Consider the following 25,501-nt stretch of genomic DNA (forward strand, 5'->3'; position numbering starts at 1 on the left):
CTTGTCTTCTTGTTGATGACCATGAGGTTGATGTAATACCACGTGTAAAATAGAACCGGTAACAAAGGCTTGCAAGTAAACCGTGTTTTCAAGGCTTAATTGAGTTAACAAATGTTCGCCAGCAAAGTAGCCGACGCTGGTTAATACCATCATTGCAGCTAAAACGGCGCTAGCCCATCGAGTGCCGACTTGAGGTTTGAGTAACCACCAAATAGCGACGCCAACAGGTAGGCGGTGCATGATCACGCCTAAGGCTAGAAGTGTCGAATTACCCTCTTGTTGTGCCAATACCATCGCTCCACCGTCTGTAATGGTGTGCAGTAATAGTCCGCCAATGCCGAGTGTGAGGGTGATGTTGTGGGTGATTTCTGAATATCGATGAAACAGTTTTTCACTGGCTGTCGGGCCCCAAACGCCAAGCATGACAAACAATAGCGTGATAAACCCACCATGCTCCAACAGTTCTGGCAAAATATGAATGAGCACCAATCCGCCAAGGGAGACGAATATAAATCCATCTAGGCCTTTTTGTAATCCGCTACCTGATGAAAAGAAGCGATAAAAAAGTGGCCCAAACAGCAGTGCAATACAGCTAGCGATTAGATAGAGCATGTTATCCAGAAATAAATCGAAAAAAACAACGCAGTATACCATTTTAAACCAGTATTGTAGCGTGTGAATATCTCAAGCTGAAAAATTTACTTAGAACCTATAGAGAATGCAGATCTAGTCATTGACGTTAAAGCCAAAAAACTTTCTCAGGTCATCACTTTGGCAAGCGTATGTGGCTATTTGTGATGAGGCATTGTTCACTATTATTAACAACTAACGCCTTGTAATCATCAATAAACAGGCTGTTTTCATCGCTTATGTTACTGCGTTGGGTATACAATGTAGCCCATATTTTGTTAATTAAAAGATTGTTGTCCATGGATATTTTTTCTGCAGCCGTCATGTTGTTCTTGATTATGGATCCGCTGGGTAATTTACCTATATTCGCTTCCATATTGCGGCATATTGATCCCAAAAAACGCCGTAAAGTCTTAATCCGTGAATTGTTATTTGCGTTGGTTATCATGTTGTCGTTTTTGTATGCTGGTGAAGCTATTCTTAACTTTCTGAACTTACGTTCTGAATCCGTTAGCATTGCGGGCGGCATTATCTTGTTCTTAATTGCGATTAAAATGATCTTCCCTTCGCCTGGTGGCGTGGCTGGATTAGCTGCTGGTGAAGAGCCTTTTATTGTTCCGATGGCTATTCCGCTAATGGCTGGTCCATCTATTTTAGCGGCCTTGATACTATTGGCGCACACAGATAGCAGCCGCATGACAGATTGGACTATTGCGTTGGTCTCGGCATGGGGCATGAGTGCCGTTATTTTAATGTTCTATAAGTTGTTTACTCGTATCCTTGGTGAGAAAGGCTTAATAGCGGTAGAGCGACTAATGGGGATGGTATTGGTGATGATATCAGTACAAATGTTACTGGATGGAATATCAAATTATATCAACTCCACGGTAAATTAAGCTAAATTGTTATAGATAAACATTGTGCCAAGTAACTGCAGCAAGCCGACTCAACAGAGTCGGCTTGCTGCTTTTGGGTGCTGGTTTTATAGCCATTTGAATTAATTTTTAATCGAACAGATTTATTTACATTAAAGAATGTCTAATTTAATTGTAACCCTGTGGTTGCAACTGTTAATGTCATGTAATTAATGTTTGGGGTGACTTATGAAATATATTATCGTCACGTTGGGACTTGTTTTTATGACCTTGCAAGGGTGTCAAAATCAGTCTGCGGCATCAAAGGTAGACGAGCAATCGGCCACGGTAGTGGCAACCAAACCGCTAATAAAAGATTGCGGTCCGAGTACGATGCCACCTTTGCGTGATCGCACTAAATTAACTGAAAATTTGCGCAAGAAAGGCCTCATCACCGCAGATATGGATCAAGCACAAATAGATAAAATTGTTGCTGACTATATAACTAAACGCCAACAAGCATTTGAAAAATGCCATAAACCAACACCAAATACAGGTAAGTCGTAATGAGTAAGTTGACTAAATATCAAGGGTTAGCGGTTTCATCCTTATTGCTTGCATGTAGCAGCATGGCTGTAGCGGCTCCGCAAACTGGCACACCAGCTGACGCAGGGTTGATTAATGAACAACAAGTGTTGTATTGGTTAATTAAACGCGGCGAAGTGAGTGCAGATGCCAGCGAAACAGAAAAACAAGCAGCAGTAGATGCTTTTGTTAGCCGTGGTCGAAATGCGACTTTTAAGCCTGCTGCCATAGAGGTAAAAGCTGAGCAATTACGGATTAAACGTTCTGCGCAAAAAAATACTAAAAATGCTCAATATTCCGCGGCAAATAACAAAGTCTTAGCCGATCAAGATATTACCAAAACGGTAAAGGTGTTAGCTGTGCTGGTGGACTTTCCTGATTTACCTCATGATGCTAACCAGCTTGAAGTGGGTGATACTGACATGTATTACAGCAGCTACCCTGCATCACATTATCAGCAACTGCTATTTTCACAAACCGGTTTTCCAGGCCCAAGTAATCAAACCCTGCAATCGGCACATCAGTATTTTCAGGCGGTGTCTGGCAATAGTTTTTATTTTACCGGTCAAGTACAAGACTGGGTTACCGCAGACAATAATGCTGCCTATTATGGCGGCAATGACTCAGACGACAATGATAAAGCCGTACCTGAGCTGGTAAAAGAAGCGGTCACCAAAGCGGTAGACGGTATGAGTGATACTGAACTAGCAAGCTATGATATTGAAGACCCTTTCGATATAGATAGCGACGGTAATTATGATGAAGCTGACGGTATTATCGATCACGTGATGCTGTTTCATTCTAGCGTGGGAGAAGAAGCTGGTGGTGGTGTGCTGGGTGATGATGCCATATGGTCGCATCGTTATTATGTCGACTCGGATAGCAATGGTTATGTCATTCCTGGACGCAGCATCAAGGTATTCGGTTACACCGTACAACCTATCGATTCAGCAGCCGGAGTCTGTACTCACGAGTTTGGTCATGATTTAGGCTTACCCGATGAGTACGACACCACTAATGGCGGCGATGGTTCACCTGTAGGTTCTTGGTCGTTAATGTCTGGCGGTAGCTGGACAGGTAGTATTGCTGGTGCTCAACCAAGTGGGTTTAGCCCATATGCAAAATCTTTCTTACAGCAAAAATACAAAGGTAAGTGGGTTAATGAGCAGCATATATCACTGGCTGACTTAACCAGTAGCGGTACCGCGGTGCAACTTAATCATGCCGTTAATACCGATGCAGTAAATCAATTATCTATTGCGCTCCCAGCTGAAGATGTTGCTTTTAAAGCACCGTTAACGGGTCAATATCAGTATTATTCAGGTCAGGGTAATATGATCAATAATGCCATGTCATTTGATGTGACATTGCCATTAGACACGCCGTTAGCATTATCATTTCAAGCCCATTGGAATATTGAAGACGATTATGATTATGTACAGGTGTTGGTTGATAGTGTTGCTATAGAAGGTAACTACACCAACAATACCAATTCAGTTTATCCTACGATAAAACATTCTATTAGCGGTAAGTCGAGCAACATTGGTACCGCGTATGGAAGCGATTCTTGGGTTGATCTAATATTTGATTTGAGTGCATATGCCGGCCGTAATGTGCAAATCAGTGTGGTCTATAAAACCGATGAAGCCGTTGGTGATTATGGTATGGCGATTGATGATATTCAATTAACGAACCAAGGTACGGCATTTTATATTGATGGCGCCGAATCAAACGGCATTGCAACGTTATCTGGTTTTAGCCGTATTGAAGACAGTCTCCCTGGTAAAGCGCGACGTTACATTGTGCAGTTACGCAGTCATCAAGGTGTAGACGCTGGATTGGTTTATGATAAATACGAACCCGGTGTATTGTTATGGTTAGAAAACTTTAATCAAACCGATAACAATGTGTCTGAGCATCCAGGAAAAGGGCTAATTGGTGTGGTCGATGCAGACCAAAATCTGATTGGCAGCGAATCTACAGATGTGCAAATTCGCGATGCGGCATTTAGCATATTTGCCCAAAGTACATACAGTGGCGACAACCACTTAGCTTCCGAGCCGCTATTTGACGACAATCGTGATTATAGTGCGCCATTAAAGCCAATGGCTGGGATGATTTTGCCTGAGCTAGGCTTAACAATGCAAGTAACAGAGCAAGCAACTGACAGCAGTACAGCAACCGTTGAGTTTGCTTTATCTGACAGCAGCGTGCTACCACCGGTGACACTTGTAGCCGACATTAATGCACAAGCAACAGGTGCCGATGTCAGCTTTAATGTAGTTGTTAGTGGTGGCACTGATTATACGTATTCATGGTCGTTTGGCGTGAATAATGCCACCAGTACCGATACTGCCCCTAGCTATACTTATTCCGCATCGGGTGATTATAGCGTCAGTGTGATTGTTACAGATGGTGCGGGTAATACCGTGACTGCAACTGAAGTCGTTCGAGTGGTTATTCTGCCAGTGGCGGCTTTTACCTTGGCTCAAACTGACTTAACAGTGTCTCTGACAAACACCTCTAGCCAAGGTTTTGGTAATTTGACTTATCAATGGAGTTTTGGCGATAGCAATACTAGTACAGCTCAAAATCCAAGTCATACTTACACCACCGCTGGCAGTTATACTATTACCTTAAAAACCACAGACTCTCAGGGTAACGAGTCGACAGCCAGTCAAGCAATCACAGTATCGTCACCAATAGTGGCAGTGACTACTCCAGCCACAACAGATAGTGGTAGCGGCGGAGGTAGTTTTGGTTGGTTAAGTGTATTAATGCTCGGTCTATTAGGCTACCAGCGTAAACGAGTTTAATCTCTCGTAGCAAACAACAGAAACGCCCATAAGGGCGTTTTTTATTTTGATTACTGAGTTAAGTTTACAAGATGCTGAGTAGCGTTAACCTTAAGTGCTTTGATTGATATAGTCGACAGCCGCAGGCAGAAATATTTCGCTAACAATAAGCTGTGACCCATGCAAGTTAAAGTAACGTCTACGGCCCCACAAGCTGCTAGTAACCTGTTGATTTAAGCTGGTGGCTAAGGCTGCTAAACGGCCACAAGTTTCAAACTGAGCGACTTCAATATTGCCGGGAGTAATATCTGGGCTACTAAACAATAATTCACCTAAAGGCCGAGTGCCAAGGCGAGTAAAATCATTCTGTTGCTCACGAATCTGTTTATCATCAGCATTTTGATAATTAGACGATTGAGTGCCTAAAATAGTTTGTGGGATCAGTGTACGAGCAAATACCCATGGAGTACCGTCAAGGCACAATAAAACCTCGCGAACCCAAACTGGGTTGGTTTGAGCAGGAAATTCATCCGCTAGAGGTTCAAGTAAATGCTCGCCTAACACTTTTACTTCAAAGAGTGTGCAGTGTGTCCTGAGGCGTTGGGTCAAACTTCCGGTTGCTAATAGCCACTCTTTAAGTTGGCTATGAGGCAATGAATCGATTTTTTGTGGCGAAAACCAATGAATTGATTCACCATAAGGAAAGCTAATACTGGTCACGTTCATCTAAAACTCGTTACAATATATCTCAACGGCAGTAGTCTATCATGTCAAAGATGAGCAAACACTCCTAGGGAGTGGGCAGTATGGCTTATTTAATTAACGTTCCACATTGAAAAGGTGCCTCTCACTATGAAAAAATTGGTTTCAACGTTAGTTATGCTGTGTTGTTTCGCATTTAATGTCCATGCTGCTGATGAACCAGCTGTCGAAGATTATGCTTATTACGGCTTCGAGCCTGATATTGTTACTAACTATATTTCTAACCGTAAAAAGTTAGGCTTTGTTAAAATCAGTGTCGAATTAATGGTAAAAGACCCGAACGATTTGATGAGTTTAGAGCATCACGATCCTTTGTTACGCTCAGCCATTGTTGAAATTTTGGGTAATCAGTCAGAGGAAAAGGTTAAGTCCTTATCTGGGCGTGAAGAGATCCGCCGTGAATGCTATGAGACGGTCAATCGCCTTATGGAACAAGAAGTTGGTCGCTCTATTGTGGTTAACTTATTATTTACTAAATATTTATACGATTAATGACCCGCTCAATAACGCCACCGATGCGAGCCAAGCATAATACAGGTAAGCGCTCGCCAAGCCGATCTGCGACCAAGGTTAATCCTGTTTCAGAAAAGCCCAACAAGCCGGTGTTATCAAAAGCATTGCATCCGCGTAATGCTCATCTACAGGGTTATGACTTTGCTGCGTTGATCATTGCAATGCCAGCGTTAGCCACTTTTGTGCGGCCAAACCCTTACGGTAATCCTTCTATAGATTTTGCTGACCCTAAAGCGGTAAAAAGCCTCAATGCAGCATTATTGTTGAGCGAATATCACATTAACGGTTGGGACATTCCTGAAGGATATTTGTGCCCGCCAGTACCTGGGCGAGTGGACTACTTGCATTACATTGCTGATTTATTAGCGGTTAATGGCAACGTAGTTAAAGGAGCTGGTATTCGAGGGTTAGATATCGGCACGGGAGCAAATGGTATTTACCCGTTACTGGGTATTCAAGCCTACGGTTGGCAATTTGTGGCATCGGATATTGATCCCGTCTCTATCGACAATGTCGCTAAAATTGCCCAGCAAAATATCCAGATTGCCACTCATTTACAGTTAAGGTTACAGCCGCAACCTGAGCATGTATTTAAGAATATTATCGCTGCAGATGAATATTTTGATGTCACTTTGTGCAATCCACCGTTTCATGGCTCACTTGCTGAAGCTTCAGAAGGTTCATTACGAAAAGTCAAAAATCTAGCTAAAAACCAGCAACAGAAACATGGTCAGCAATCGCGTAAGTTAGTGGTTAGCCAAGCTAAACCAACACTTAATTTTGGTGGTCAAAAAGCCGAGTTATGGTGTGATGGTGGTGAGCAAAAATTCTTAGCCAACATGATCAAGCAAAGCCATGATTATGCTAACCAAGTGCTATGGTTTACGTCACTCGTGTCAAAATCAGACAATCTCAAACCTTGTTATCAATTACTTAAACAGCTTAATGCTGTGGAAGTAAAAACTATTGAGATGACACAAGGTAATAAAGCGACCCGTATTTTAGCGTGGAGCTTTTTAACCCCAGAAATACGCCAACAATGGGCCACATTACGTCCTTAATCTTTAGTAGCATCAAACTCTATCGTTTCACTGCCGTGATACACCAAAAAATGTCGTCCTTTGGCGCGAGCTATCAAGGTAATGCCCATCTGTTTAGCCAAATCTAAGCCCATTTGGGTAACACCACTGCGTGACAACAATACCGGTATGCCCATTTTGGCGACTTTGATAACCATTTCTGATGTTAACCGACCTGTAGTGTAGAAAATCTTATCGTGGCCCGATTGCTGATCCAACCACATATCTCCCGCCAACGTATCTACGGCATTGTGGCGGCCAACATCTTCAACGAATGCTAAAATCTGTTCGTCTTGGCATATTCCGCAACCATGCACCGCTCCGGCATTTTTGTAAGTTTCATTATAAGCATTGATATTGCCGAGTAAGGCATAAATAGTAGATTGTTTTAGTGATGGAGTGGGTAAATCAATCTCATCCAAGCCTTGTAAAAATCCACCATAAACAGTGCCTTGGCCACAACCGGATGTCACCGTTTTTTCGGCCAACTTCTGCTCAATATCTTCAGAAATTTCTTGGGTAATTACCGCAGCAGAACTGACTTCCCAATCAACAATAACCGACTCTAATAAACTTAACTCGCTTATAAACCCTTGGTTTTTTAAGTAGCCAATAGTGAGAGACTCTGGTTTAGCCCCCAATGTCATTAAGGTTACGATAGGACGCCAGTTTAAGTAGACGGTTAATGGGCGTTCACAGGCGACAAATTTATCGACGATTTGGCCTTGTTCGTTGATGGCTTTAACTGCAATGGTGAGCGGTACCTGAGTATTAGTTTTCACGAACTTTATTGCATTGCGCTGCAAAGATGTGGCTGAAACAGATTGAGTCATAAGCGAGATAGCCTCTTAGTGGGTCATTCATAAATGGTAAGAATAGGCAGCGTTTGCCTGCTTCAACACCTGATGAGCATAGCAATTATTATTCCCTAAACTACAAACAACTAGCCTAAGCGTGATCTGGCGCAAATCTTCACAAATTCCATGCATTTGGCGCGTATTAATGTCCCACCTAAAATTGCACTGTGGACATATTGTCCTATTCTTAAGGGAGATTTCGGGATCTAGTTCAAAGTTAATTTTACTTTTTAGTTGGCATCATTTTTGCTCCTATTTTAATTATAAACGAATCAATCAAGTGTATTTCAATACACATATTCATGTCAGAGGTAAGCATTACCATGCAACACACCGACACGATTTGGCCAATGTATGTTTCATTGAAAAAGGTTCAAACCCAAGTAGGCCGCTGGACATCAGTTCGCTGGGAGCTCGACCAAATGGTTCCAGCAACACAGCCACAGCCAGACAATGCTGTTTTGGTGCCTCTGGAATTATACAAAGATCAACGTGGTAGTTATCGCATCAATCTTGATATGGACAATGCGACACTTTTTATTGTGTGCGACGAATTAATTGATGGCACATGGGTTCCAGCGATGATATCTGCCGACCAACATGTCAGTGCCGGTTGTCTTGAGTCAGATACACCAGTGCTCAACATTCCAATGCCTAGCGCAATTGCCTGTTGGATAGAGGCATTCATTACTCGTCACGGCGAAGTGGAAATCAGTGCCCATAGACGCAAGCATGTTAACCGTCGTAAAAATGAAGGGCCGAGCGCTAACCGCTCTGGAAAAATGCAATGAACGATAAAGCAGAAGGTCTTCTTAACCGTTGGGAAATTCGGCGTCAGCGGGTTGCTGAAGAGGCTCAGCAAGAAGAGTTATTGCAACAGGCACAAGAAAAGCCTGATGACTTCAACATACTAACAGCTGAATCACCTCAAGACGTTAGCGAAATTGATGCTGATGAGGTGGCAGAGCCCGAAGCATTACCAGACCCAAGTACAATTGAAGTAGGTGGCAGTTTTGCCCGTTTTATGGCCAAAAGTGTCGACCCAACCACTAAAGCTGCTGCGCTGCGAGCGTTATGGAAACAGCCGCAATATGGTCATATCGATGGGTTACTTGAATATGCGCTGGATTATACCAATCAACCGCTATTGTCAGCGGAAGTATCCGCCGAGCTGGCCAGTAAAGTATTTCGATATGTCATTGAAAAAGAAAAGCCTGAGCCAGAGATTGATGCTGACTTAGCGCAAACGGAATTAGATGAACAAACTGAATTAGTACCAACCGAATTAGCTGAACAAACCGAAGAAACCGACTCGATAGCCGAAGAGGACTCAATCGATTTAGCCGATAATGATGCAACAACGATTGAGACGTTATCTCCAGCAGAACAACCGCTTTACCAGAATGATGATCTGCTAAAGCAAGCTGTCGCCAGTGATGAGGCGAAAGCGTAATAACGACAGTCACCAGATGAATGTGACACTCATAACAACCGTTATTTACAGATTTAGAGCAAGTTTATGTCAATTAACAACGTGCAATAAGCGTGAACAGTGAACCGAGCTGTCACTGTTAATGAGGTATAAAAACCGATAATTGGGAACGCAATGAGTATAAGAAAAAACCAGCCACAGCTGAAACAAGCACGACAACAGGTGATGGCGAATACGCAGATTTTGCAAAATTTAATTCCGCCCACTGTTAGTTATACCACCCAGGGGCATGTGCTTATAATTGGGCCTGAAGATCTGGCGCGTTTAGCTGCGGACAAATTGTCCACTATGGCAAGCCGAGTCATTTTAGCCAATGAGGCTATCACTAACCAAGATGAAACTCACCTTGAAGCGGTGATGAATGCGGCTACTGATGTCGAAAGTTATTACAATAAATTAGCCAGCGTAAAAGGTTTTTTAGGCCAGTTTCAGGTCAAAGTTGAAAGTGAAAGCGGTATTACAGAATTAAGTGTGGTATCCATTCGCCAAGCACACTTTGATATTGTGCTCGATTTAAGCCACAACCCATGTATTAACCTTGAAATGCTTCCTCCTGGTTACTTTTATGTTGGCCAAGACAGCGATTTACTTGCCGATGCGATTGCCAGTATTCCAGAGTTAATCGGTCAGTTTGATAAACCACGTTATGTCAGGGTTAACAGCGATATTTGTGCCCATGATAAGCACGGATTAAACGGGTGTAATCGTTGTTTAAACTTTTGCCCTGCAGATGCCATTAGTAGCATCGCCCATAAAATTGAAATTGACCCTTATCTTTGTCATGGCGCAGGCAGCTGTACTAATGCATGCCCAACTGGGGCGCTAAGCTATGACTTACCAACCCCAGCCTCACTGCATACTTACCTCGAAAAGCTAATTAGTCGTTATCGTCAAGAAGCGCAAACAGCTCCAGTGATATTATTTCATGACAATGAAGCTGGCGCAGAATGGATTAACGAGCAGTTAAGTGGTGACGTGTTACCTGTTGCAATGGAAGAAATCACTGTAGCAAGTATTGATCATTGGTTGGCTGCATTAGCCAATGGTGCACGCGAAATTTTAATTCTACACACTCCGGTTACGGCACCAACATTACTGCAAATGTTGAAAGGTGAGTCTACATTAGCGAATCGCATACTCGACCAAATGGGGCAGCCACAACGGATTCGTTTAATTACACCGTCAGAGTTAACCCAGTTAGATGACGCGCTAGCCGTTAGCTTAGCTTGGCCAGTAATCATGCCGATGACTTTGAACCCTATCGAACCTAACACCAATGTAAAACGCAGTACTATGTTCCAAGCAATTGACCATCTTAACGGTCAAGCTGCAGGTGTTGATGACGTGTTAACCATGGCGAATATTCCCTACGGTATGGTTAGCATCAACAGTGACAAGTGCACATTATGCTTGTCGTGTGTGGCAACGTGTCCAACCCAAGCGTTAAAGGATGGCGGCGACGCTCCTGCTCTTAAGTTTGTTGAGCAAGATTGCGTCCAATGCGGTTTATGTGAAGCTGCCTGTCCCGAAAACGTCATTAGTTTACTACCTCAAATCAACTTCAATCAGTCTACAAGACAACAAGTTCAAGTATTAAAACATGAGCCTCCGTTTGAATGTATTCGATGTGGTAGTGAATTTGCCACCCAATCAATGGTGAAAAAAATAATTGAGATGGTGGGTGAACATAGTGCGTTTAGCGCCAATATTGAACGTTTGAAAATGTGTGGCGATTGCCGTGTAAAAGACATGTTTGAAGACTTCCTTGACGATCCAGAAAAGCAATTGCAATAAGAGATCTCCTATGACAGAAGCAGGAAGACAAGTAAGTGAGAATGATCAGTTAAGAGCCGATATATATCAGTTGCTGGCTGCGTTATTTCGTCGCCAACCTAATACTGAATTATTACAGTTCTTAGCAGGTTTAGAGGTAGAGGCCGAGGATGGCAATACCATGAGTCAAGCATGGAATGCGTTAAAACTGGCGGCAGAAAATAGTGATACCAATACTTTAGAAGATGAATACTTTGCCATCTTCTTAGGTGTCGGCAGTGGTGAGATCATGCCTTATGGCAGCTGGTTCATGACCGGCTCTTTAATGGATAAACCCTTAGCGGCATTGCGTAGTGACCTGATGCTACTAGGCTTTGAACGTGAAGATAATGTAAAAGAACCAGAAGACCATGTCGCGGCATTATGCGAAGTCATGGGCTGCTTAATTTTGGAAGCACCAGGTTACCGTCAATTAGCGTTTTATCAACGCCATATTGGCAGTTGGATTTTACGTTTTTGCGATAATTTGGCTAAAACACCTAGTGCCAATTTTTACCTAAATGTCGCGCAATTAGCTAAAGCATTTTTTACCGCTGAAGCCAATGAATTTGAACAACTGAGTTTGGATATTCCGGTGAATTGTCCAGGTAGTGCTGACTTAGATCCGCTTGAAGAAGAGGTTGTACAAATTAACTAAATTGGATGACGGCTTATTCAGCCTCATCTTTAATATCAACAAGGAGACCATATGAAAAAGCAAGCTTCCGACATGGGTCGTCGTCAAATGCTCAAAGCATTAGCGCTCGGCAGTGCGGCAGGTGCTGTGGCCAGTGTCAGTGCACCTGCACTTGCGCAAGTCACTAAACCGTCTACAGAAGAGCCTACGGGTAATAACTATCGCGAAACAGAGCATATTCGCAATTACTATGCTTCGTTAAGCAAATAACAAAGGAGAGTGTGTGATGCGATTAACCCGCAAAACAGACACGGCCGCCAAAGCTGAAAAGTCAGGCCTAGGTCTTAACCGACGTCAATTCCTCAAGTCTGCCAGTTTGGCGACCGGTGGTATTGCAGCGGCTTCAATGCTTGGCGCAGGTATGATGCGTAAAGCTGAAGCTAAAGATGTACCGCACAACGCACCTACAGAAATAAAACGGACGATTTGTTCACATTGTTCAGTAGGTTGTGGTGTTTATGCTGAAGTTCAAAATGGTGTATGGACAGGGCAAGAGCCTGCGTTCGATCATCCATTTAACCAAGGTGGACACTGTGCTAAAGGCGCAGCATTACGTGAGCATGGTCATGGTGAAAAACGCTTAAAATACCCAATGAAGCTAGAAGGTGGTAAATGGAAGCGTCTATCATGGGATCAAGCCATCAATGAAGTGGGCGACAAAATGGAGTCGATTCGTCAAGAGTCTGGTCCTGATTCAGTTTACTTTATGGGTAGTGCTAAATTTTCAAACGAACAAGCTTATATGTATCGCAAATTAGCAGCAATGTGGGGCACTAACAACGTCGATCACTCAGCTCGTATTTGTCACTCTACCACGGTAGCCGGTGTTGCAAACACTTGGGGCTACGGTGCGCAAACTAACTCGTTTAACGACATCCGCAATTCAAAATGCATGATGTTTATTGGATCTAACCCATGTGAAGCTCACCCAGTGGCGATGCAACACATTTTAATTGGTAAAGAACGCGGTGCCAAAATCATCGTAGTCGATCCACGTTTTACCCGTACAGCGGCTAAATCTGATGAATATGTCCATATTCGCCCAGGTACTGACATTCCATTTATTTATGGTCTGTTATGGCACATTTTCGAAAACGGCTGGCAGGATGATTCATTCATTTCTCAACGTGTATACGGCATGGAACGTATCAAAGAAGAAGTGAAAAAATACACTCCAGAAGAAGTCGAACACATTGCCGGTGTGCCAAAAGCACAAATGTACCGTGTTGCGAAAATGATGGCAGAAACTAAGCCTGGTACTATCGTTTGGTGTATGGGTGGTACTCAGCATCATATTGGTAATGCTAATACTCGCGCGTACTGTATTTTACAGCTTGCCCTTGGCAACATGGGTATAGAAGGCGGCGGAACCAACATTTTCCGTGGTCACGATAACGTACAGGGTGCGACTGACTTTGGTTTGTTATTTGATAACTTACCAGGTTATTACGGCTTAACCTCTGGAGCATGGGATCACTGGGCTAATGTGTGGGACCTTGAACCAAAGTGGGTTTCTGAGCGTTTTGATCAAGGTGAATACTTAGGTCAATCGCCACAAACATCAGCCGGTATTCCTTGTTCGCGTTGGCACGATGGTGTGTTAGAAGACAAAACCAAGATTGCCCAAAAAGACAATATTCGTCTGGGATTCTTTTGGGGTCAGTCAGTTAACACCGAAACCCGTGGTCGCGAAGTACGTGAAGCACTGAATAAAATGGATACCATTGTAGTCGTCGATCCATTTCCAACTATGGCAGCTGTAATGCACGAGCGCCAAGATGGAGTGTATTTATTACCCGCGGCAACTCAGTTTGAAACGTATGGTTCAGTGTCTGCTTCAAACCGTTCACTACAGTGGCGTACGCAAGTTATCGAACCATTATTTGAGTCATTACCTGATCACACCATCATGTATAAACTGGCCAAAAAATGGGGCGTTGCGGACCAATTCTGTAAGCACATCAAGGTTAATGGCGATGAGCCATTAGTTGAAGATATCACCCGTGAATTTAACACAGGTATGTGGACTATTGGTTATACAGGCCAAAGCCCGGAGCGTTTGAAAATGCACCAAGAAAACTGGGGCACATTCGACGTTAACTCACTTGAAGCACCTGGCGGCCCAGCTAAAGGCGAAACCTATGGTTTACCTTGGCCATGTTGGGGCACACCTGAAAACAAGCATCCGGGCACGCAAATTTTGTATCGCACCGGACGTGAAGTGAAAGACGGTGGTGGTAACTTCCGTGCACGTTATGGTGTTGAGCATGAAGGTAATAACATACTTGCTGAAGGCTCTTTCTCTAAAGGATCTGAAATTGAAGATGGTTACCCAGAGTTTACTGCAGACATGCTTAAGCAGCTTGGCTGGTGGGACGACCTAACAGCAGAAGAAAAAGTCAAAGCTGAAGGCAAAAACTGGAAAACTGATATCTCTGGCGGTATTCAACGTGTAGCAATTAAGCATGGTTGTATTCCTTACGGTAACGCTAAAGCGCGTTGTATCGTGTGGAACTTCCCTGACGACATTCCATTACATCGTGAACCGTTATACACCCCTCGTCGTGACTTAGTGGCTAAATACCCTACTTATGAAGACCGTATGGTGGCTCGTCTACCAACGCTTTATAAAACCATTCAAGACAAGGATTTTGCTACCGACTACCCACTAGCAGTAACAACCGGACGTTTGGTTGAATACGAAGGTGGTGGTGAAGAAACCCGTTGTAACCCTTGGCTTGCTGAACTACAGCAAGAAATGTTTATCGAGATCAATCCAGCTGATGCTGCAGATCGCGGTTTACGTGACGGCGATGACGTATTTGTTCACAGTCCAGAAGGTGCCAAAATTACCGTTAAGGCAATGGTTACACCACGTGTTATAGCGGGTGAATGTTTTATGCCATACCACTTTGCAGGCGTATTTGAAGGCAAGAGTTTAGCCAAAAACTACCCTGAAGGAACCGTTCCTTATGTGATTGGCGAATCTGCCAATACCGTAATGACCTATGGTTATGATGTCGTAACGCAAATGCAAGAGACCAAGTCTAGCTTGTGTCAAATAAGCAAAGCCTAAACACTTGATGAGGAGATAAGCCATTATGGCAGTCATGAAATTTCTGTGTGACACCAAACGCTGCATCGAGTGTAACGGTTGCGTCACAGCATGTAAAAACGAAAACGACTCTGCTTTAGAGTGGGGTATTCAGCGTCGCCGAGTGGTAACGCTTAATGATGGTGAACCAGGAGAAGCGTCAATCTCAGTAGCATGTATGCATTGTACCGATGCACCATGTATGGCTGTATGTCCGGCCGACTGTTTCTACCGTACCGAAGACGGCATTGTGCTACATAACAAAGATACCTGTATCGGTTGTGGCTATTGCTTCTATGCTTGCCCATTTGGTGCACCGCAGTTCCCTAAAAAGTCTGCATTTGGTAGCCGTGGCAAAATGGATAAGTGTACTTTCTGTGCTGGTGGCCCAGAAGAAGATCATTCAGAAGCCGAGCGTCTAAAATACGGTTCAAACCGTATTGCTGAAGGCAAATTACCAATGTGTGCTGAGCTTTGTTCAACTAAAGCATTGTTGGCTGGTGATGCAGGCATAGTGTCTGACATTTACCGTCAGCGTATGGCGGCACGCGGTAATCCAAATGTGATTTGGGGCTACAATCCTAAAACAGGCGAAATGATCTAACCCAGAGCAATGGCTGCGAAAGTTTTCGCAGTCATATAAGGAGTGACAATGTTAACTTTAACGTTAAACAAATCACTGCGCAGGATGTTTGCTCTGTTGGTTCTGTGTATGGGATTGGGGTTGGTTACATCAATGGTGTATGCCGCTGATGGACAATCAAGTCAGCAACAAGCAAAGTCTAAAACCAGTGATGCAGATCTCTGGCGCGCAGTAAAAGCCGGCGAACCTGGATACAGTACAGACAAAGGCCTTGATGCTGATGTGCTGATAAATGTAGCTGGTAATGAAGGCAAGGAGTTGCGAAATACCTATTTAAAACCCGCACTAGGCTTAGCCGTTGTCGGCGTTTTTGCAGCCTTTTTAGTGTTTTACTTAGTTAATGGTCCATCAAAACTGAGTAAAGGCTTTTCGGGAAAAATGGTACTTCGTTGGAACAAAAGTGATCTCTGGTTACATTGGATTATGGCAATTTCATGCCTAACCATGATGCTAACCGGTTTAATCATTATGCTCGGACGCCATTTCTTAGCCCCTTATGTCGGTGACGGTATTTGGGCTGGGATCATCGCCTTTAGCAAGTTTGCCCATGACTGGTCTAGCCCCATTTTTATGGTGTCTTGGCTGTTGTGTGTTATCAAATGGATGCCACTACAAACCTTCAAAATGTATGACTTGAAATGGTTTTTAGTGGTGGGTGGCTACATTAATTTTGGCCCGTTTAAAGGCAAGCATCCAGACAGTGGATTTGCTAACGCGGGTGAAAAAATGTGGTTCTGGACTTTAGCTATTTTTGGTCTAAGCATCAGCATAACCGGCATAATGCTAGTGTTTCCAACACTAGATTTACCGCGCGAACTGTCAATGATCGCTTTACTTGTTCATGGCTTAAGTGCGACGATTTTAATCGCATTTACCATTGTACATATTTGGATGGCGACCGTACTCAGTGAAGGCGGTATGGAGTGTATGGTATCTGGCTATTGCGACGAAAACTGGGCTTCGCAACACCACAATGTGTGGTACGACGAAATCAAAGCCGATGGCAGCTTAAAATACAAAGAGTAACCCTGCTTCCTGGTGTTAATGCACCAAGTTGATGGCAGAGATAAAACACCTTGTTGGGTAACTAACAAGGTGTTTTTTTATTGCTGCTGGAACATTAATAAGTTTTAGGATGCAGGTAATGAGTCGAATTGATTGCAGTAGATGATGGCGGTTTAATTTGAATCACTGTTCAAACTCAGTTAGTGTGCAGGATATTATTAAATTATCCAGATAACCAGCCATTCTGCAGGCTCGTTATATGAAGAACTAAAAGACAAACAATGGTAGCCATTTTACGAAATATCCAATTTTTACTCTTTGCCTTTATTTTGGTAGGTTGCTCTACTATTCAACCTGGTGCTGATAGCAATAGGATAGGCTTCACTGAGTCTGGCCAAGCTTCGTACTATAGTGATAGGCATCAAAACAACAAAACTGCTAGCGGTGATATCTATCAACATAATCAAAAAACTGCTGCTCATAAAACGCTACCATTTGGCTCTAATGTAAAAGTGACCAATACCAAAAATGGTAAGAGTGTTATCGTTAAAATTAATGATCGTGGTCCGTTTGTTAAAGGACGCATCATTGATCTTTCAAAGTCTGCTTTCACCAGCATAGGCAATATATCGACAGGTTTAATTAACGTTAACATTGAAGTCGTCCGCTAGTACTTTGCTATGCCGCTATATAGGTTGCTGACTCGGCATCGAAGAGAATTCTAGCATAATGACCAAATGGCTGTATCTGTGTAGTTTACAGACTAATATTTAGCATACTGTTTGGTTTTACTTTTGTTAGCTGAGCTTTTATAAGAGGCCGGTTTCTAGCAAGCCATTGTTTAAAATTAATTTTGTGAGTCGTGAAATTAACTCAATTAAACAACTATTCGGAAGTGTTGCTAAAGATATGATCGAGATTGAATATTCTATAGGTGAATTAGAAACGTCGATGCTTGTTGTCGAGGAACACCATTTTTACCTTATTACAAAGGAATGGATAAAGGCTGTAGAGCTGAATGTGGGTGACCAAATATTAGCTTGCAGTGATGCTATCGCTAAAATAGAAACCATAAATAAAGTTGAAGGTTCAGCCCATTACCGCGACTTAAAAATAAGCCATAATCATAATTATTTTGTGACCACAGCGCGCCCAGGATTTCATGACACTCTCTGTGAGAGATCCCCAATAGATAAGCTTGAGCGTATTGCTTACGAGCTGGCGAATAGGCCCTCGAATTTCCCCGATGGTAAGCCAACCGGACACCACGGTGGCCCTTGGGTCGCGGCGAAATTTTTGCACAGCGATCCCAGCAAAGAAGCCATAGGCTGGGGCCGTGCCGATGACAGCATGTGCGCTGAAGATGCCGCTGTAAGTGATTTGAGACAAAAAGTGGGTGATCTTAGTGGTGTTATTGGAGGATTGCATCGAGGCAATGTAAGTATTTCACATGCATACTTGAGGAAATATACTAAGAAAGGCCGCTTTGTGAATAAAATGAGCCCTTGTGTTTACTGTCGTGATAATTATGGCAGCGCGCTAAATGACTCCACTGAAGGGGTGAGTAATTTGCCTAAAGACGGTCGTGACTATTTGCCGCCACGAGATAAATAACTCTCAGCTACATTTTTCCCATCATTTATGAAGTCTACAAAGTCATTTTTTGCTTAATTAACCTGAGACTTAAGCCATAAGCCGTGTTCGCTGTTTTGAACAGGTTTGCGTTAAGCAAGTATTGTCGAATAAGCGCGTTAAGTTGATTTGCAACTAGCGGCCTTTTACTTCAAATTAGTTGTAAGTGCTTTTTAAGTTTGAAAGCATAACCGCAGAGTTAGCTTACTGCACCGCTAAGGGGGTTATTTGATTATTTCAGAGTCACATAAAAAAGAGCTTTTAGTCGCTAAATCACTATTAGAAAACCCTGGTCTCGCAGTAAAAATAACCAATTTTATCGGCACTCCTATTGAAAAAGGGTTAGCGTTATTGCCTGCTAACTGGAATAAAAATATCGCGAAAGTGACAGAGAAATCGCTAATTAAAGCGTCTGAAGCGGCAATATTTACCATGAAAGATATTCCCGGAGAAGAATCGTCTAATCTTTGGCATAAATTAGGCGTAGCGGTTAGTGGCGGTGTAGGTGGTTTTTTTGGGTTAGCAGCAATAGCTGTTGAGCTCCCTATTTCGACATCAATCATGTTGCGCTCTATAGCTGATATCGCTCGTAGTGAAGGTGAGTTAATTACCACTCTAGAAACCAAAATGGCTTGTTTAGAGGTATTTGCTCTTGGAGGCGAAAGTGATTTAGATGATGGTAGTGAATCCGGATATTTTGCAGTAAGAGCTGCTCTGGCAAAATCGGTCTCAGAAGCCGCCGAGTTTATGGTCAAAAAAGGTATTACCGATGAAGCCGCGCCTATTTTAGTTAAACTTATTACCAAAATAGCAGAAAAATTTGGTGTTCAAGTGACTCAAAAAGCAGCTGCGCAAGCTGTACCTGCTATCGGTGCCGCAGGCGGTGCAATAATCAATACTTTGTTTATTGATCACTTCCAAGATATGGCGCGAGGTCATTTTATTGTTAGAAAATTAGAGCGTATATATGGGTACGAAACAGTAAAGAACGCTTATCATTCGTTACCCAAGAATGGTAATAAATAATTTTCGATGAGTTTTTCAACGATTCTGATTTGGATTTACTTATCTCATCAGTTAATCAGAGCGGAGATAAATAAGCATAATCTCGCAGTACATGATTAATACAATATCAACATACGATTAATACATCATCTACAAAAACATGTTTTTTAGCCATTTTCGGGACATTAGCGTTTGTTGAATTGATGATATAAAACATCTATTATTTATACACTTAAATGGGACTTCACGCTAGATTTAAGCTAAGGAAGGATATCAATATGACACAACATGGATCTGATCAGGCCGAAAACACCAAGTCGTCAATAACCAATGATAGAAAGTCTGATGACAAGGTTGAAAAGCATGAAGTGCGCGAGAGCGAGCCTACGCAACAAGAGATATCGCTGACAGGCTCTGAGCGTGAAGCTGTGATTGAGCATGGCAGTCTTTCATCCCTTACGGTTTATTCTATTATTATGCGTGAAGGTCAGGAAGAACTAGAGCGGCCGCTTATGTCGTTGTGGTGGTCCGGAATAGCTGCAGGTATAGGCATTTCAGCATCTGTTTTGGCCGAAGGTATTATCCGTAGCAACATCGGTTCCGATCACCCTTATTTATCTATTATAGAAAGTCTTGGTTACACTTTCGGTTTTGTACTGGTCATTTTAGCAAGACTACAATTGTTTACTGAGAACACCATAACAGTTGTGTTGCCGCTACTCGCTAATACTACACAACGTCGTCTTGTTTGCACCGCTCGCTTATGGGGAATTGTGTTAGCCGCAAACTTTGTGGGCACATTTTTTACGGCAGCAATTGTTGTGCACGGCAACATTCTGACAGAAGACATCCTTAGCGCTATCCTCCAGATATCTCGTCATGTTGCAGAGTTGACGCCTTCAGAGACATTAATGCGTGGCATTCCAGCGGGCTTTTTTATTGCCGCATTGGTGTGGATGCTGCCTTCGGCGAAAGGATCTGAAGTGTTGGTCATAATTATGTTTACATGGCTTATTGCTGCTGGTGAGTTTACCCATGTTATTGCGGGGTCTAATGAGATATTTAGCCTAGTGCTAAATGGCGAAATGAATTTTTTCACTGCGTTGTCACATCATATTGGCCCCATGCTAATAGGTAACATCATTGGCGGTACAGGACTATTTGCGATGCTGGCTTATGGGCAAGTCCGACAAGAAATGTAGGTATCCTGTTGAAAAGATAGATGTTGTTTTAAATCAAAATGGCTGTCATGGTGCAGTTTGTTGTTGATGTATAATTTATTTGAATGAGAGTGATATGAAGAAATTTGGTTTGGTATTAATAACTTTATTTGCTGTGGTATCACAGGCATTTGCTGCAAATCCGGTTAAGTATAATAAAGAGTTAGATGGGTTTGATTATCCCTTTGACGTTAAGACATTTAATGTTAACTCGCAAAATAAAGATTTAAAAATGCGTTATATGGATATTGGCGATAAAAACGCAGACAAAGTCATCGTGTTGTTGCACGGTAAAAATTTCTCCGGCTATTATTGGGAAAGGGTTGCTAAGGATTTACTTAAAAACAATTACCGAGTCATCATTCCGGACCAAATTGGCTTTGGTAAGTCTTCAAAACCCGATTTTTACCAATACAGCTTTGGGCAGCTAGCGCTCAATACCAAGTTGTTATTGGATAGCTTACACATCAAAAAATTTGATCTGGTTGGTCATTCAATGGGCGGGATGTTAGCGACCACACTTGCGGCTAATTATTCTAATGCGGTTAATAAATTGATTCTAATTAATCCCATTGGTTTGGAGGATTACAGCAAATATGTTGAATTCAAAGACGTTAACTTTTTCTATAAAAATGAACTTGCTAAAACACTCGATAAAGCAAGGGATTATCAAAAAGCAAACTACTATGACGGCAAATGGTCCAGCGAATACGAGCAACTGTTAGTGCCTGTGAAAGGGATGCTTGCTGGGGATGACTGGCAAGTTATTGCTTGGAATAACGCGTTAACTTATGGTCCTATTTTCTCAGAGAATATAGTAGATAGATTTTCGCAGATCACCAATAAAACCGTACTTATTATTGGTACTAGAGATAAAACTGGCCCTGGTAAAGGTTGGTTAAAAGAAGGCGTGACCAGAACGTTAGGTGATTATAAAAATTTGGGTGTTGATACTCAGAAGCTAATTAAAGGCTCAGTACTGATTGAGTTGGATGGGTTGGGCCATATGCCCCAGTTCGAAAACTATGATGTTTTTATAACAGCATTTCATCAGGCTATTGAGCAATAATAAACATATAACCTAGCCAAAGTTATTACGATGTTCGTTACACTCGTCATTACCCGAAAGGGTTTCATTATTTCATGGTGATGACCTGTTATAGCTGGTTGCAACAGCGTTTACCTTTAAAGGATTAAATCATGTCTTTGCTGCTAACCGTTATAGCATCAACATTGCTTGCTGGTTTGGCTATGCCTTTAGGCGCCATCATTGCCCGTTTTGAAAAAGTGGGTAATGAGTGGATTGAACTGGAATTCAGACACAGTGTCATGGCATTTGGCGGTGGAGCATTATTGTCTGCTGTTGCTTTAGTGTTAGTGCCAGAAGGGATAGCACATCTTAATCCATTACCTGCTTGTATTTGGTTTATGGTGGGTGGGCTTAGCTTCATGGCCCTTGATATTTACCTTAATAAAATAGATACCCCTGCCACTCAACTTGCTGCAATGCTGTCAGATTTTATTCCTGAATCTATCGCGCTAGGTGCGGCTTTCGCAACCGGAAGTAACAATGCATTTTTACTGGCGGCGTTAATCGCGTTACAAAATGTGCCGGAAGGTTTTAATGCCTACCGAGAATTAAATGCCTCTTCTGCATATAAGCCCCAAAAAATTATTATCATGTTTTGTCTGATGGCAGTGTTAGGCCCTATCGCTGCAATGTGTGGTTATTTGTGGTTATCAGAGTCCCCAGAAATTATTGCTGCAGTGATGCTTTTCGCATCGGGCGGTATTCTTTACTCCATATTTCAAGATTTGGCTCCTCAGGTAAAATTAGAAAAACGTTGGGCACCGCCAATGGGGGCTGTGTTTGGATTTTGCCTTGGTATGTTGGGATTAATGTTAACTTCGCCATGATCACAGTGCCACTTCGTAGTGCTAAATAATTCTGCAAGTATCAATGTCGTTATCAGGGAATAAAAAATAAATGGATTACAGTCACTTATCTTATCTGCATTTAGTCACAGTCGTTCCAGCATTTTTCATTGGCAGTTATTTACTTGTTGTTCGAAAAGGTACTGCTAAACACAAAGCACTAGGCAAAATTTATATGGTGCTGATGTTGTTTACTGCCATTGTGTCATTGTTTATGCCTGCTCAACTTGGTGCAAGTTTTTTGAATCACTTTGGCTATATTCATTTGTTAAGTCTTCTAACGCTTTACGCGGTTCCTGCTGGCTATTTTTATATTAAAAAAGGCAATGTGCGAGGACACAAACGAAGCATGATTATATTGTATTGTGGTGGCCTCATTGTCGCGGGTACCTTTGCTTTTATGCCGGGTAGATTATTGCATGATTGGATTTTTAGCTAATTGGTTGATTGACTGTAATACGCTTTTAAACTTTATTATCCATGGTAAGTTTAGCTCTTAAGTGGATGACATGGTTTAACCTAAACGTTAAAAACAATGCACACATGGTGGACTTATGAAATACCAATTTGGTTCAGGAACGGTATCAGATGTTTTGGATGTCTTAGCATTAACACCAGAGTTTGAAAATGTCATATGTGCAGACTCTATTGGCAACAGATTGGCTGGGAGAAACTATTTAATTCTCGTTGCTCGATATGAGGCCAAGCCTGTCGGCTTTAAAGTAGGTTATGAGCTACCTGATGGTCAGTTTTACAGTTGGTTAGGAGGGGTTATTCCTGAACATCGCCAAATGAAAGTGGCCTCTCAATTACGGCTACTTCAAGAGTCATGGGCTATTGAGAATGGTGTTAATTCTATTAAGGTTAAATCCATGAACCAGTTTCCGGCCATGTTGCAGATGCTTATTGCGAGCGGCTATCAAATCTGTGGTTATGAGAATAACGGATCAATTGCCGAGAGTAAGATCGAATTTATTAAATTTTTGCAGCCACAATGAAACAAATAAACAAGCAGCTGTGGGCTAAATTTATTAAGTCGGCGTAAGCCTGCCTTACATGCCATGTTACTAATGCTCGTAACAAATGTGTGTTATTAGGTCAATTAACCTATCAAAAACCATTATGAAAATGCCTAGGTAAATTAGAGGCTGGCGCAATTTACTCAATGGTATGACTTCTGCGCATGATGGTAATAAGTGCTGCCGTGTTTGACTTGCCTCAGGTAGAATGCCGACTCTGAGGTTTTTCTTTTTTTGGATATATTCTAGATGCAAATCAATCGCGTACTTCTGACCGCTGTCGGCAGTGTTTTGTTGGCTATGATAACCATTCAGTCTGGTGCTTCTTTAGCAAAACAACTTTTCCCATTGGTTGGGCCTGAAGGGACTACTGCATTACGTTTAGGTTTTGCAGCAGCCGTACTTTGGGTCGTGTTTCGTCCATGGAGAGCATTACCCAAAGGCCGAGATTGGCAGAGTATAATTATTTATGGTCTGTGTTTAGGTGGGATGAATATCCTGTTTTACTTAGCCATTGAACGGATTCCACTTGGAATAGCTGTAGCATTAGAGTTTACCGGCCCTTTGGCGGTGGCATTGTTTGGGTCTAAACGGAAAAGTGATTTGTTTTGGGTTGCCTGTGCGATAGCGGGTATTTTGCTTCTTATGCCAAGCTTGTCTAGTACACAAGGCCTCGATTTAGTCGGTGCATTAATGGCGTTGGGGGCGGGAGCATGTTGGGCTGGATACATTTTATTTGGCACCCGTACTGGTAAGCAGGCATCAGGCGGTATTACAGTTGCTCTCGGGATGACTGTTGCTGCAGTGGTGTTAGTGCCTGTTGGCGCAATAAGCCAAGGCTTAGCGTTAATTAGTTGGGAAGTGTTGCCTCTTGGCTTATTGGTAGGGGTGCTTTCTAGCGCCTTACCTTATTCTTTGGAAATGATAGCCCTTAGAAACATGCCAACACAGGCCTTTAGCGTGCTAATGAGTCTAGAACCTGCCATCGCCGCATTGGCTGGTTTTGTGATTTTAAGTGAGCAATTAACCTTGCTACAGTGGTCTGCTATTGGTTTGGTGATTATTGCCTCAATAGGCAGTAGTTTCACGCCTAAAAAAGCCGTTGAGATGGGCGTATAAGACTGAGCCGTCGTTTCGTTTTAACTTCTATTTATTGATATTATTAAAAAAGTCAGTGGGGTTATCCACTGACTTTTTTCTCCCTTGTTAACGGCTATTTTATTGCTGCTTCAATGGCTTCATTTCCGCTCTCTGCATTTCTCTTGGGATCGGCTTACCGGGTTTACCTGGCTTGACTGGCTTTAAGTGTTTTTTACTCGACGGTACACAGAACAGCTCTCGTTGATCATTGACTATCTGATCCGGTGCAAATTGGTTATTGATTTCTAGATTGTAGTTTCTCACTTTGCTTTGCTTGATTAAGTCATAACACACCATATGGCGCTTTTCATTTCGAATTTTATACATCTTGTCGTTGTGGATCTTGCTTGAAGGATTACATAACAATACTGGCTTACCCAAAACCGCACGCGTTTTACCAAACTGATCTTCTATCATGATGGTTTCTTCACGAAGAGCATCTCCTTTCTGCACCCCATAACATTGGAAGTGTTCTCCAGGCATATGGACTTCAACCGATGCCGCTTCAACGATATCCCCACAGGCAGCGGTAAATACTGAATAGGTTTTTTTTGCTAGATTACTCGTCGACCAAGCCCAGCGAAAATTATTAGCATTGACATTACTGGCTAGAGGGAAGTTCATCGTTCCCCAGGGTGAGGTGCCTCCCGCGACAGAGCCGGGGAATAAATAGGGAGACGGAGCATTAGATAACGATCCTGCTATCAACGTATTAATTTGGCTCGCATTAGG

The 25,501-nt window shown here is 42.6% G+C and carries 25 protein-coding genes and 1 pseudogene; 22 read left to right on the forward strand and 4 right to left on the reverse strand.

Going from position 1 to position 25,501, the window contains the following annotated elements; genetic code table 11:
• Positions 1-612, reverse strand: a pseudogene (locus tag H5202_RS05555) (metal transporter); the annotation flags it as partial.
• Between the two features lie 317 nt (positions 613-929).
• On the opposite strand from H5202_RS05555, the gene H5202_RS05560 reads away from it, so the two are divergent.
• From H5202_RS05560 to H5202_RS05570, 3 genes are all read left to right on the forward strand, one after another.
• Positions 930-1,526, forward strand: coding sequence for a YhgN family NAAT transporter (locus H5202_RS05560; protein WP_041412685.1), 597 nt, complete (start codon positions 930-932; stop codon positions 1,524-1,526).
• Positions 1,527-1,733: 207 nt separating this feature from the next.
• The gene (locus tag H5202_RS05565) at positions 1,734-2,051 is read left to right on the forward strand and encodes a hypothetical protein (protein ID WP_182771182.1); all 318 of its coding nucleotides are present in this window, start codon (positions 1,734-1,736) and stop codon (positions 2,049-2,051) included.
• Positions 2,051-4,885 (forward strand): immune inhibitor A domain-containing protein, encoded by a 2,835-nt coding sequence (locus H5202_RS05570; protein WP_182771183.1) that lies wholly within the window; start codon positions 2,051-2,053, stop codon positions 4,883-4,885. The genes H5202_RS05565 and H5202_RS05570 overlap by 1 nt, the downstream gene beginning before the upstream one ends.
• Before the next feature lie 90 nt (positions 4,886-4,975).
• On the opposite strand, the gene H5202_RS05575 is transcribed toward H5202_RS05570, so the two are convergent.
• Entirely contained in the window at positions 4,976-5,590 is a 615-nt protein-coding gene (locus H5202_RS05575) for a chorismate--pyruvate lyase family protein (protein ID WP_182771184.1), read from the reverse strand.
• Positions 5,591-5,716: 126 nt separating this feature from the next.
• Between H5202_RS05575 and H5202_RS05580 the strand changes: the two genes are divergently transcribed.
• On the forward strand, positions 5,717-6,118 hold the full coding sequence (locus H5202_RS05580) for a flagellar basal body-associated protein FliL (protein WP_011635541.1): 402 nt from the start codon (positions 5,717-5,719) through the stop codon (positions 6,116-6,118).
• Positions 6,118-7,200, forward strand: coding sequence for a 23S rRNA (adenine(1618)-N(6))-methyltransferase RlmF (rlmF, locus tag H5202_RS05585; RefSeq protein WP_182771185.1), 1,083 nt, complete (start codon positions 6,118-6,120; stop codon positions 7,198-7,200). Before H5202_RS05580 ends, rlmF begins: the two co-directional genes overlap by 1 nt.
• On the opposite strand, the gene H5202_RS05590 is transcribed toward rlmF, so the two are convergent.
• Positions 7,197-8,051, reverse strand: a complete 855-nt coding sequence (locus H5202_RS05590; protein WP_182771186.1) for a formate dehydrogenase accessory sulfurtransferase FdhD — start codon at positions 8,049-8,051, stop codon at positions 7,197-7,199. The genes rlmF and H5202_RS05590 overlap by 4 nt on opposite strands.
• 347 nt (positions 8,052-8,398) lie before the next feature.
• On the opposite strand from H5202_RS05590, the gene H5202_RS05595 reads away from it, so the two are divergent.
• The 17 genes from H5202_RS05595 (at position 8,399) to H5202_RS05675 (ending at position 24,748) form a co-directional block, all read left to right on the forward strand.
• The gene (locus tag H5202_RS05595; protein ID WP_182771187.1) at positions 8,399-8,866 is read left to right on the forward strand and encodes a DUF3305 domain-containing protein; all 468 of its coding nucleotides are present in this window, start codon (positions 8,399-8,401) and stop codon (positions 8,864-8,866) included.
• Entirely contained in the window at positions 8,863-9,528 is a 666-nt protein-coding gene (locus H5202_RS05600) for a DUF3306 domain-containing protein (protein ID WP_182771188.1), read from the forward strand. Before H5202_RS05595 ends, H5202_RS05600 begins: the two co-directional genes overlap by 4 nt.
• Before the next feature lie 153 nt (positions 9,529-9,681).
• Entirely contained in the window at positions 9,682-11,361 is a 1,680-nt protein-coding gene (locus H5202_RS05605) for a 4Fe-4S binding protein (RefSeq protein WP_182771189.1), read from the forward strand.
• 10 nt (positions 11,362-11,371) lie between these two features.
• Positions 11,372-12,037, forward strand: a complete 666-nt coding sequence (locus H5202_RS05610) for a TorD/DmsD family molecular chaperone (protein WP_182771190.1) — start codon at positions 11,372-11,374, stop codon at positions 12,035-12,037.
• 51 nt (positions 12,038-12,088) lie between these two features.
• Positions 12,089-12,286, forward strand: coding sequence for a twin-arginine translocation pathway signal (locus H5202_RS05615; protein ID WP_011635548.1), 198 nt, complete (start codon positions 12,089-12,091; stop codon positions 12,284-12,286).
• Positions 12,287-12,302: 16 nt separating this feature from the next.
• Positions 12,303-15,152 carry a formate dehydrogenase subunit alpha gene (locus H5202_RS05620; protein WP_182771200.1) on the forward strand — a complete coding sequence of 950 codons (2,850 nt, stop codon included), beginning with the start codon at positions 12,303-12,305 and terminating at the stop codon, positions 15,150-15,152.
• A gap of 25 nt (positions 15,153-15,177) precedes the next feature.
• On the forward strand, positions 15,178-15,774 hold the full coding sequence (gene fdh3B / locus H5202_RS05625) for a formate dehydrogenase FDH3 subunit beta (RefSeq protein WP_101087451.1): 597 nt from the start codon (positions 15,178-15,180) through the stop codon (positions 15,772-15,774).
• 48 nt (positions 15,775-15,822) lie between these two features.
• Positions 15,823-16,839, forward strand: a complete 1,017-nt coding sequence (locus H5202_RS05630) for a formate dehydrogenase subunit gamma (protein ID WP_182771191.1) — start codon at positions 15,823-15,825, stop codon at positions 16,837-16,839.
• Positions 16,840-17,099: 260 nt separating this feature from the next.
• Complete coding sequence (locus H5202_RS05635) at positions 17,100-17,489, forward strand: septal ring lytic transglycosylase RlpA family protein (protein WP_182771192.1); 390 nt, start codon at positions 17,100-17,102, stop codon at positions 17,487-17,489.
• Positions 17,490-17,655: 166 nt separating this feature from the next.
• Positions 17,656-18,432 (forward strand): polymorphic toxin-type HINT domain-containing protein, encoded by a 777-nt coding sequence (locus tag H5202_RS05640; RefSeq protein WP_182771193.1) that lies wholly within the window; start codon positions 17,656-17,658, stop codon positions 18,430-18,432.
• A 246-nt stretch (positions 18,433-18,678) separates the two neighbouring features.
• On the forward strand, positions 18,679-19,476 hold the full coding sequence (locus H5202_RS05645; protein ID WP_182771194.1) for an EcsC family protein: 798 nt from the start codon (positions 18,679-18,681) through the stop codon (positions 19,474-19,476).
• Between the two features lie 257 nt (positions 19,477-19,733).
• A complete protein-coding gene (locus H5202_RS05650; RefSeq protein WP_182771195.1) occupies positions 19,734-20,657 on the forward strand; it encodes a formate/nitrite transporter family protein in 924 nt (307 codons plus the stop codon).
• A 94-nt stretch (positions 20,658-20,751) separates the two neighbouring features.
• Positions 20,752-21,744 (forward strand): alpha/beta fold hydrolase, encoded by a 993-nt coding sequence (locus H5202_RS05655; RefSeq protein WP_182771196.1) that lies wholly within the window; start codon positions 20,752-20,754, stop codon positions 21,742-21,744.
• Between the two features lie 131 nt (positions 21,745-21,875).
• Positions 21,876-22,592, forward strand: coding sequence for a ZIP family metal transporter (locus H5202_RS05660; RefSeq protein ID WP_182771197.1), 717 nt, complete (start codon positions 21,876-21,878; stop codon positions 22,590-22,592).
• 70 nt (positions 22,593-22,662) lie between these two features.
• Positions 22,663-23,049, forward strand: coding sequence for a DUF2306 domain-containing protein (locus tag H5202_RS05665; protein ID WP_011635558.1), 387 nt, complete (start codon positions 22,663-22,665; stop codon positions 23,047-23,049).
• A 115-nt stretch (positions 23,050-23,164) separates the two neighbouring features.
• A complete protein-coding gene (locus H5202_RS05670) occupies positions 23,165-23,608 on the forward strand; it encodes a GNAT family N-acetyltransferase (RefSeq protein WP_182771198.1) in 444 nt (147 codons plus the stop codon).
• 270 nt (positions 23,609-23,878) lie between these two features.
• Entirely contained in the window at positions 23,879-24,748 is an 870-nt protein-coding gene (locus tag H5202_RS05675; RefSeq protein WP_182771199.1) for an EamA family transporter, read from the forward strand.
• 99 nt (positions 24,749-24,847) lie between these two features.
• Here H5202_RS05675 and H5202_RS05680 read toward each other — a convergent pair.
• On the reverse strand, positions 24,848-25,501 hold a 654-nt coding region (locus H5202_RS05680; RefSeq protein WP_443019338.1), incomplete at its 5' end, for a DUF7450 family protein.

It is taken from the genome of Shewanella sp. SG41-4 (assembly GCF_014164505.1).
Taxonomy (GTDB): Bacteria; Pseudomonadota; Gammaproteobacteria; order Enterobacterales; family Shewanellaceae; genus Shewanella.

What these genes read in the sequence shown, in the direction of transcription:
- H5202_RS05580 (WP_011635541.1), top strand. Translation starts at nt 5,717, where the DNA reads ATGAAAAAATTGGTTTCAACGTTAGTTATGCTGTGTTGTTTCGCATTT.
- H5202_RS05675 (WP_182771199.1), top strand. Translation starts at nt 23,879, where the DNA reads ATGCAAATCAATCGCGTACTTCTGACCGCTGTCGGCAGTGTTTTGTTG.
- H5202_RS05570 (WP_182771183.1), top strand. Translation starts at nt 2,051, where the DNA reads ATGAGTAAGTTGACTAAATATCAAGGGTTAGCGGTTTCATCCTTATTG.
- fdh3B (WP_101087451.1), top strand. Translation starts at nt 15,178, where the DNA reads ATGGCAGTCATGAAATTTCTGTGTGACACCAAACGCTGCATCGAGTGT.
- H5202_RS05560 (WP_041412685.1), top strand. Translation starts at nt 930, where the DNA reads ATGGATATTTTTTCTGCAGCCGTCATGTTGTTCTTGATTATGGATCCG.
- H5202_RS05665 (WP_011635558.1), top strand. Translation starts at nt 22,663, where the DNA reads ATGGATTACAGTCACTTATCTTATCTGCATTTAGTCACAGTCGTTCCA.
- H5202_RS05620 (WP_182771200.1), top strand. Translation starts at nt 12,303, where the DNA reads ATGCGATTAACCCGCAAAACAGACACGGCCGCCAAAGCTGAAAAGTCA.
- H5202_RS05615 (WP_011635548.1), top strand. Translation starts at nt 12,089, where the DNA reads ATGAAAAAGCAAGCTTCCGACATGGGTCGTCGTCAAATGCTCAAAGCA.
- H5202_RS05635 (WP_182771192.1), top strand. Translation starts at nt 17,100, where the DNA reads ATGGTAGCCATTTTACGAAATATCCAATTTTTACTCTTTGCCTTTATT.
- H5202_RS05565 (WP_182771182.1), top strand. Translation starts at nt 1,734, where the DNA reads ATGAAATATATTATCGTCACGTTGGGACTTGTTTTTATGACCTTGCAA.
- H5202_RS05590 (WP_182771186.1), bottom strand. Translation starts at nt 8,051, where the DNA reads ATGACTCAATCTGTTTCAGCCACATCTTTGCAGCGCAATGCAATAAAG.
- H5202_RS05595 (WP_182771187.1), top strand. Translation starts at nt 8,399, where the DNA reads ATGCAACACACCGACACGATTTGGCCAATGTATGTTTCATTGAAAAAG.
- H5202_RS05600 (WP_182771188.1), top strand. Translation starts at nt 8,863, where the DNA reads ATGAACGATAAAGCAGAAGGTCTTCTTAACCGTTGGGAAATTCGGCGT.
- H5202_RS05575 (WP_182771184.1), bottom strand. Translation starts at nt 5,590, where the DNA reads ATGAACGTGACCAGTATTAGCTTTCCTTATGGTGAATCAATTCATTGG.
- H5202_RS05670 (WP_182771198.1), top strand. Translation starts at nt 23,165, where the DNA reads ATGAAATACCAATTTGGTTCAGGAACGGTATCAGATGTTTTGGATGTC.
- H5202_RS05655 (WP_182771196.1), top strand. Translation starts at nt 20,752, where the DNA reads ATGAAGAAATTTGGTTTGGTATTAATAACTTTATTTGCTGTGGTATCA.
- H5202_RS05650 (WP_182771195.1), top strand. Translation starts at nt 19,734, where the DNA reads ATGACACAACATGGATCTGATCAGGCCGAAAACACCAAGTCGTCAATA.
- H5202_RS05630 (WP_182771191.1), top strand. Translation starts at nt 15,823, where the DNA reads ATGTTAACTTTAACGTTAAACAAATCACTGCGCAGGATGTTTGCTCTG.
- rlmF (WP_182771185.1), top strand. Translation starts at nt 6,118, where the DNA reads ATGACCCGCTCAATAACGCCACCGATGCGAGCCAAGCATAATACAGGT.
- H5202_RS05660 (WP_182771197.1), top strand. Translation starts at nt 21,876, where the DNA reads ATGTCTTTGCTGCTAACCGTTATAGCATCAACATTGCTTGCTGGTTTG.
- H5202_RS05605 (WP_182771189.1), top strand. Translation starts at nt 9,682, where the DNA reads ATGAGTATAAGAAAAAACCAGCCACAGCTGAAACAAGCACGACAACAG.
- H5202_RS05610 (WP_182771190.1), top strand. Translation starts at nt 11,372, where the DNA reads ATGACAGAAGCAGGAAGACAAGTAAGTGAGAATGATCAGTTAAGAGCC.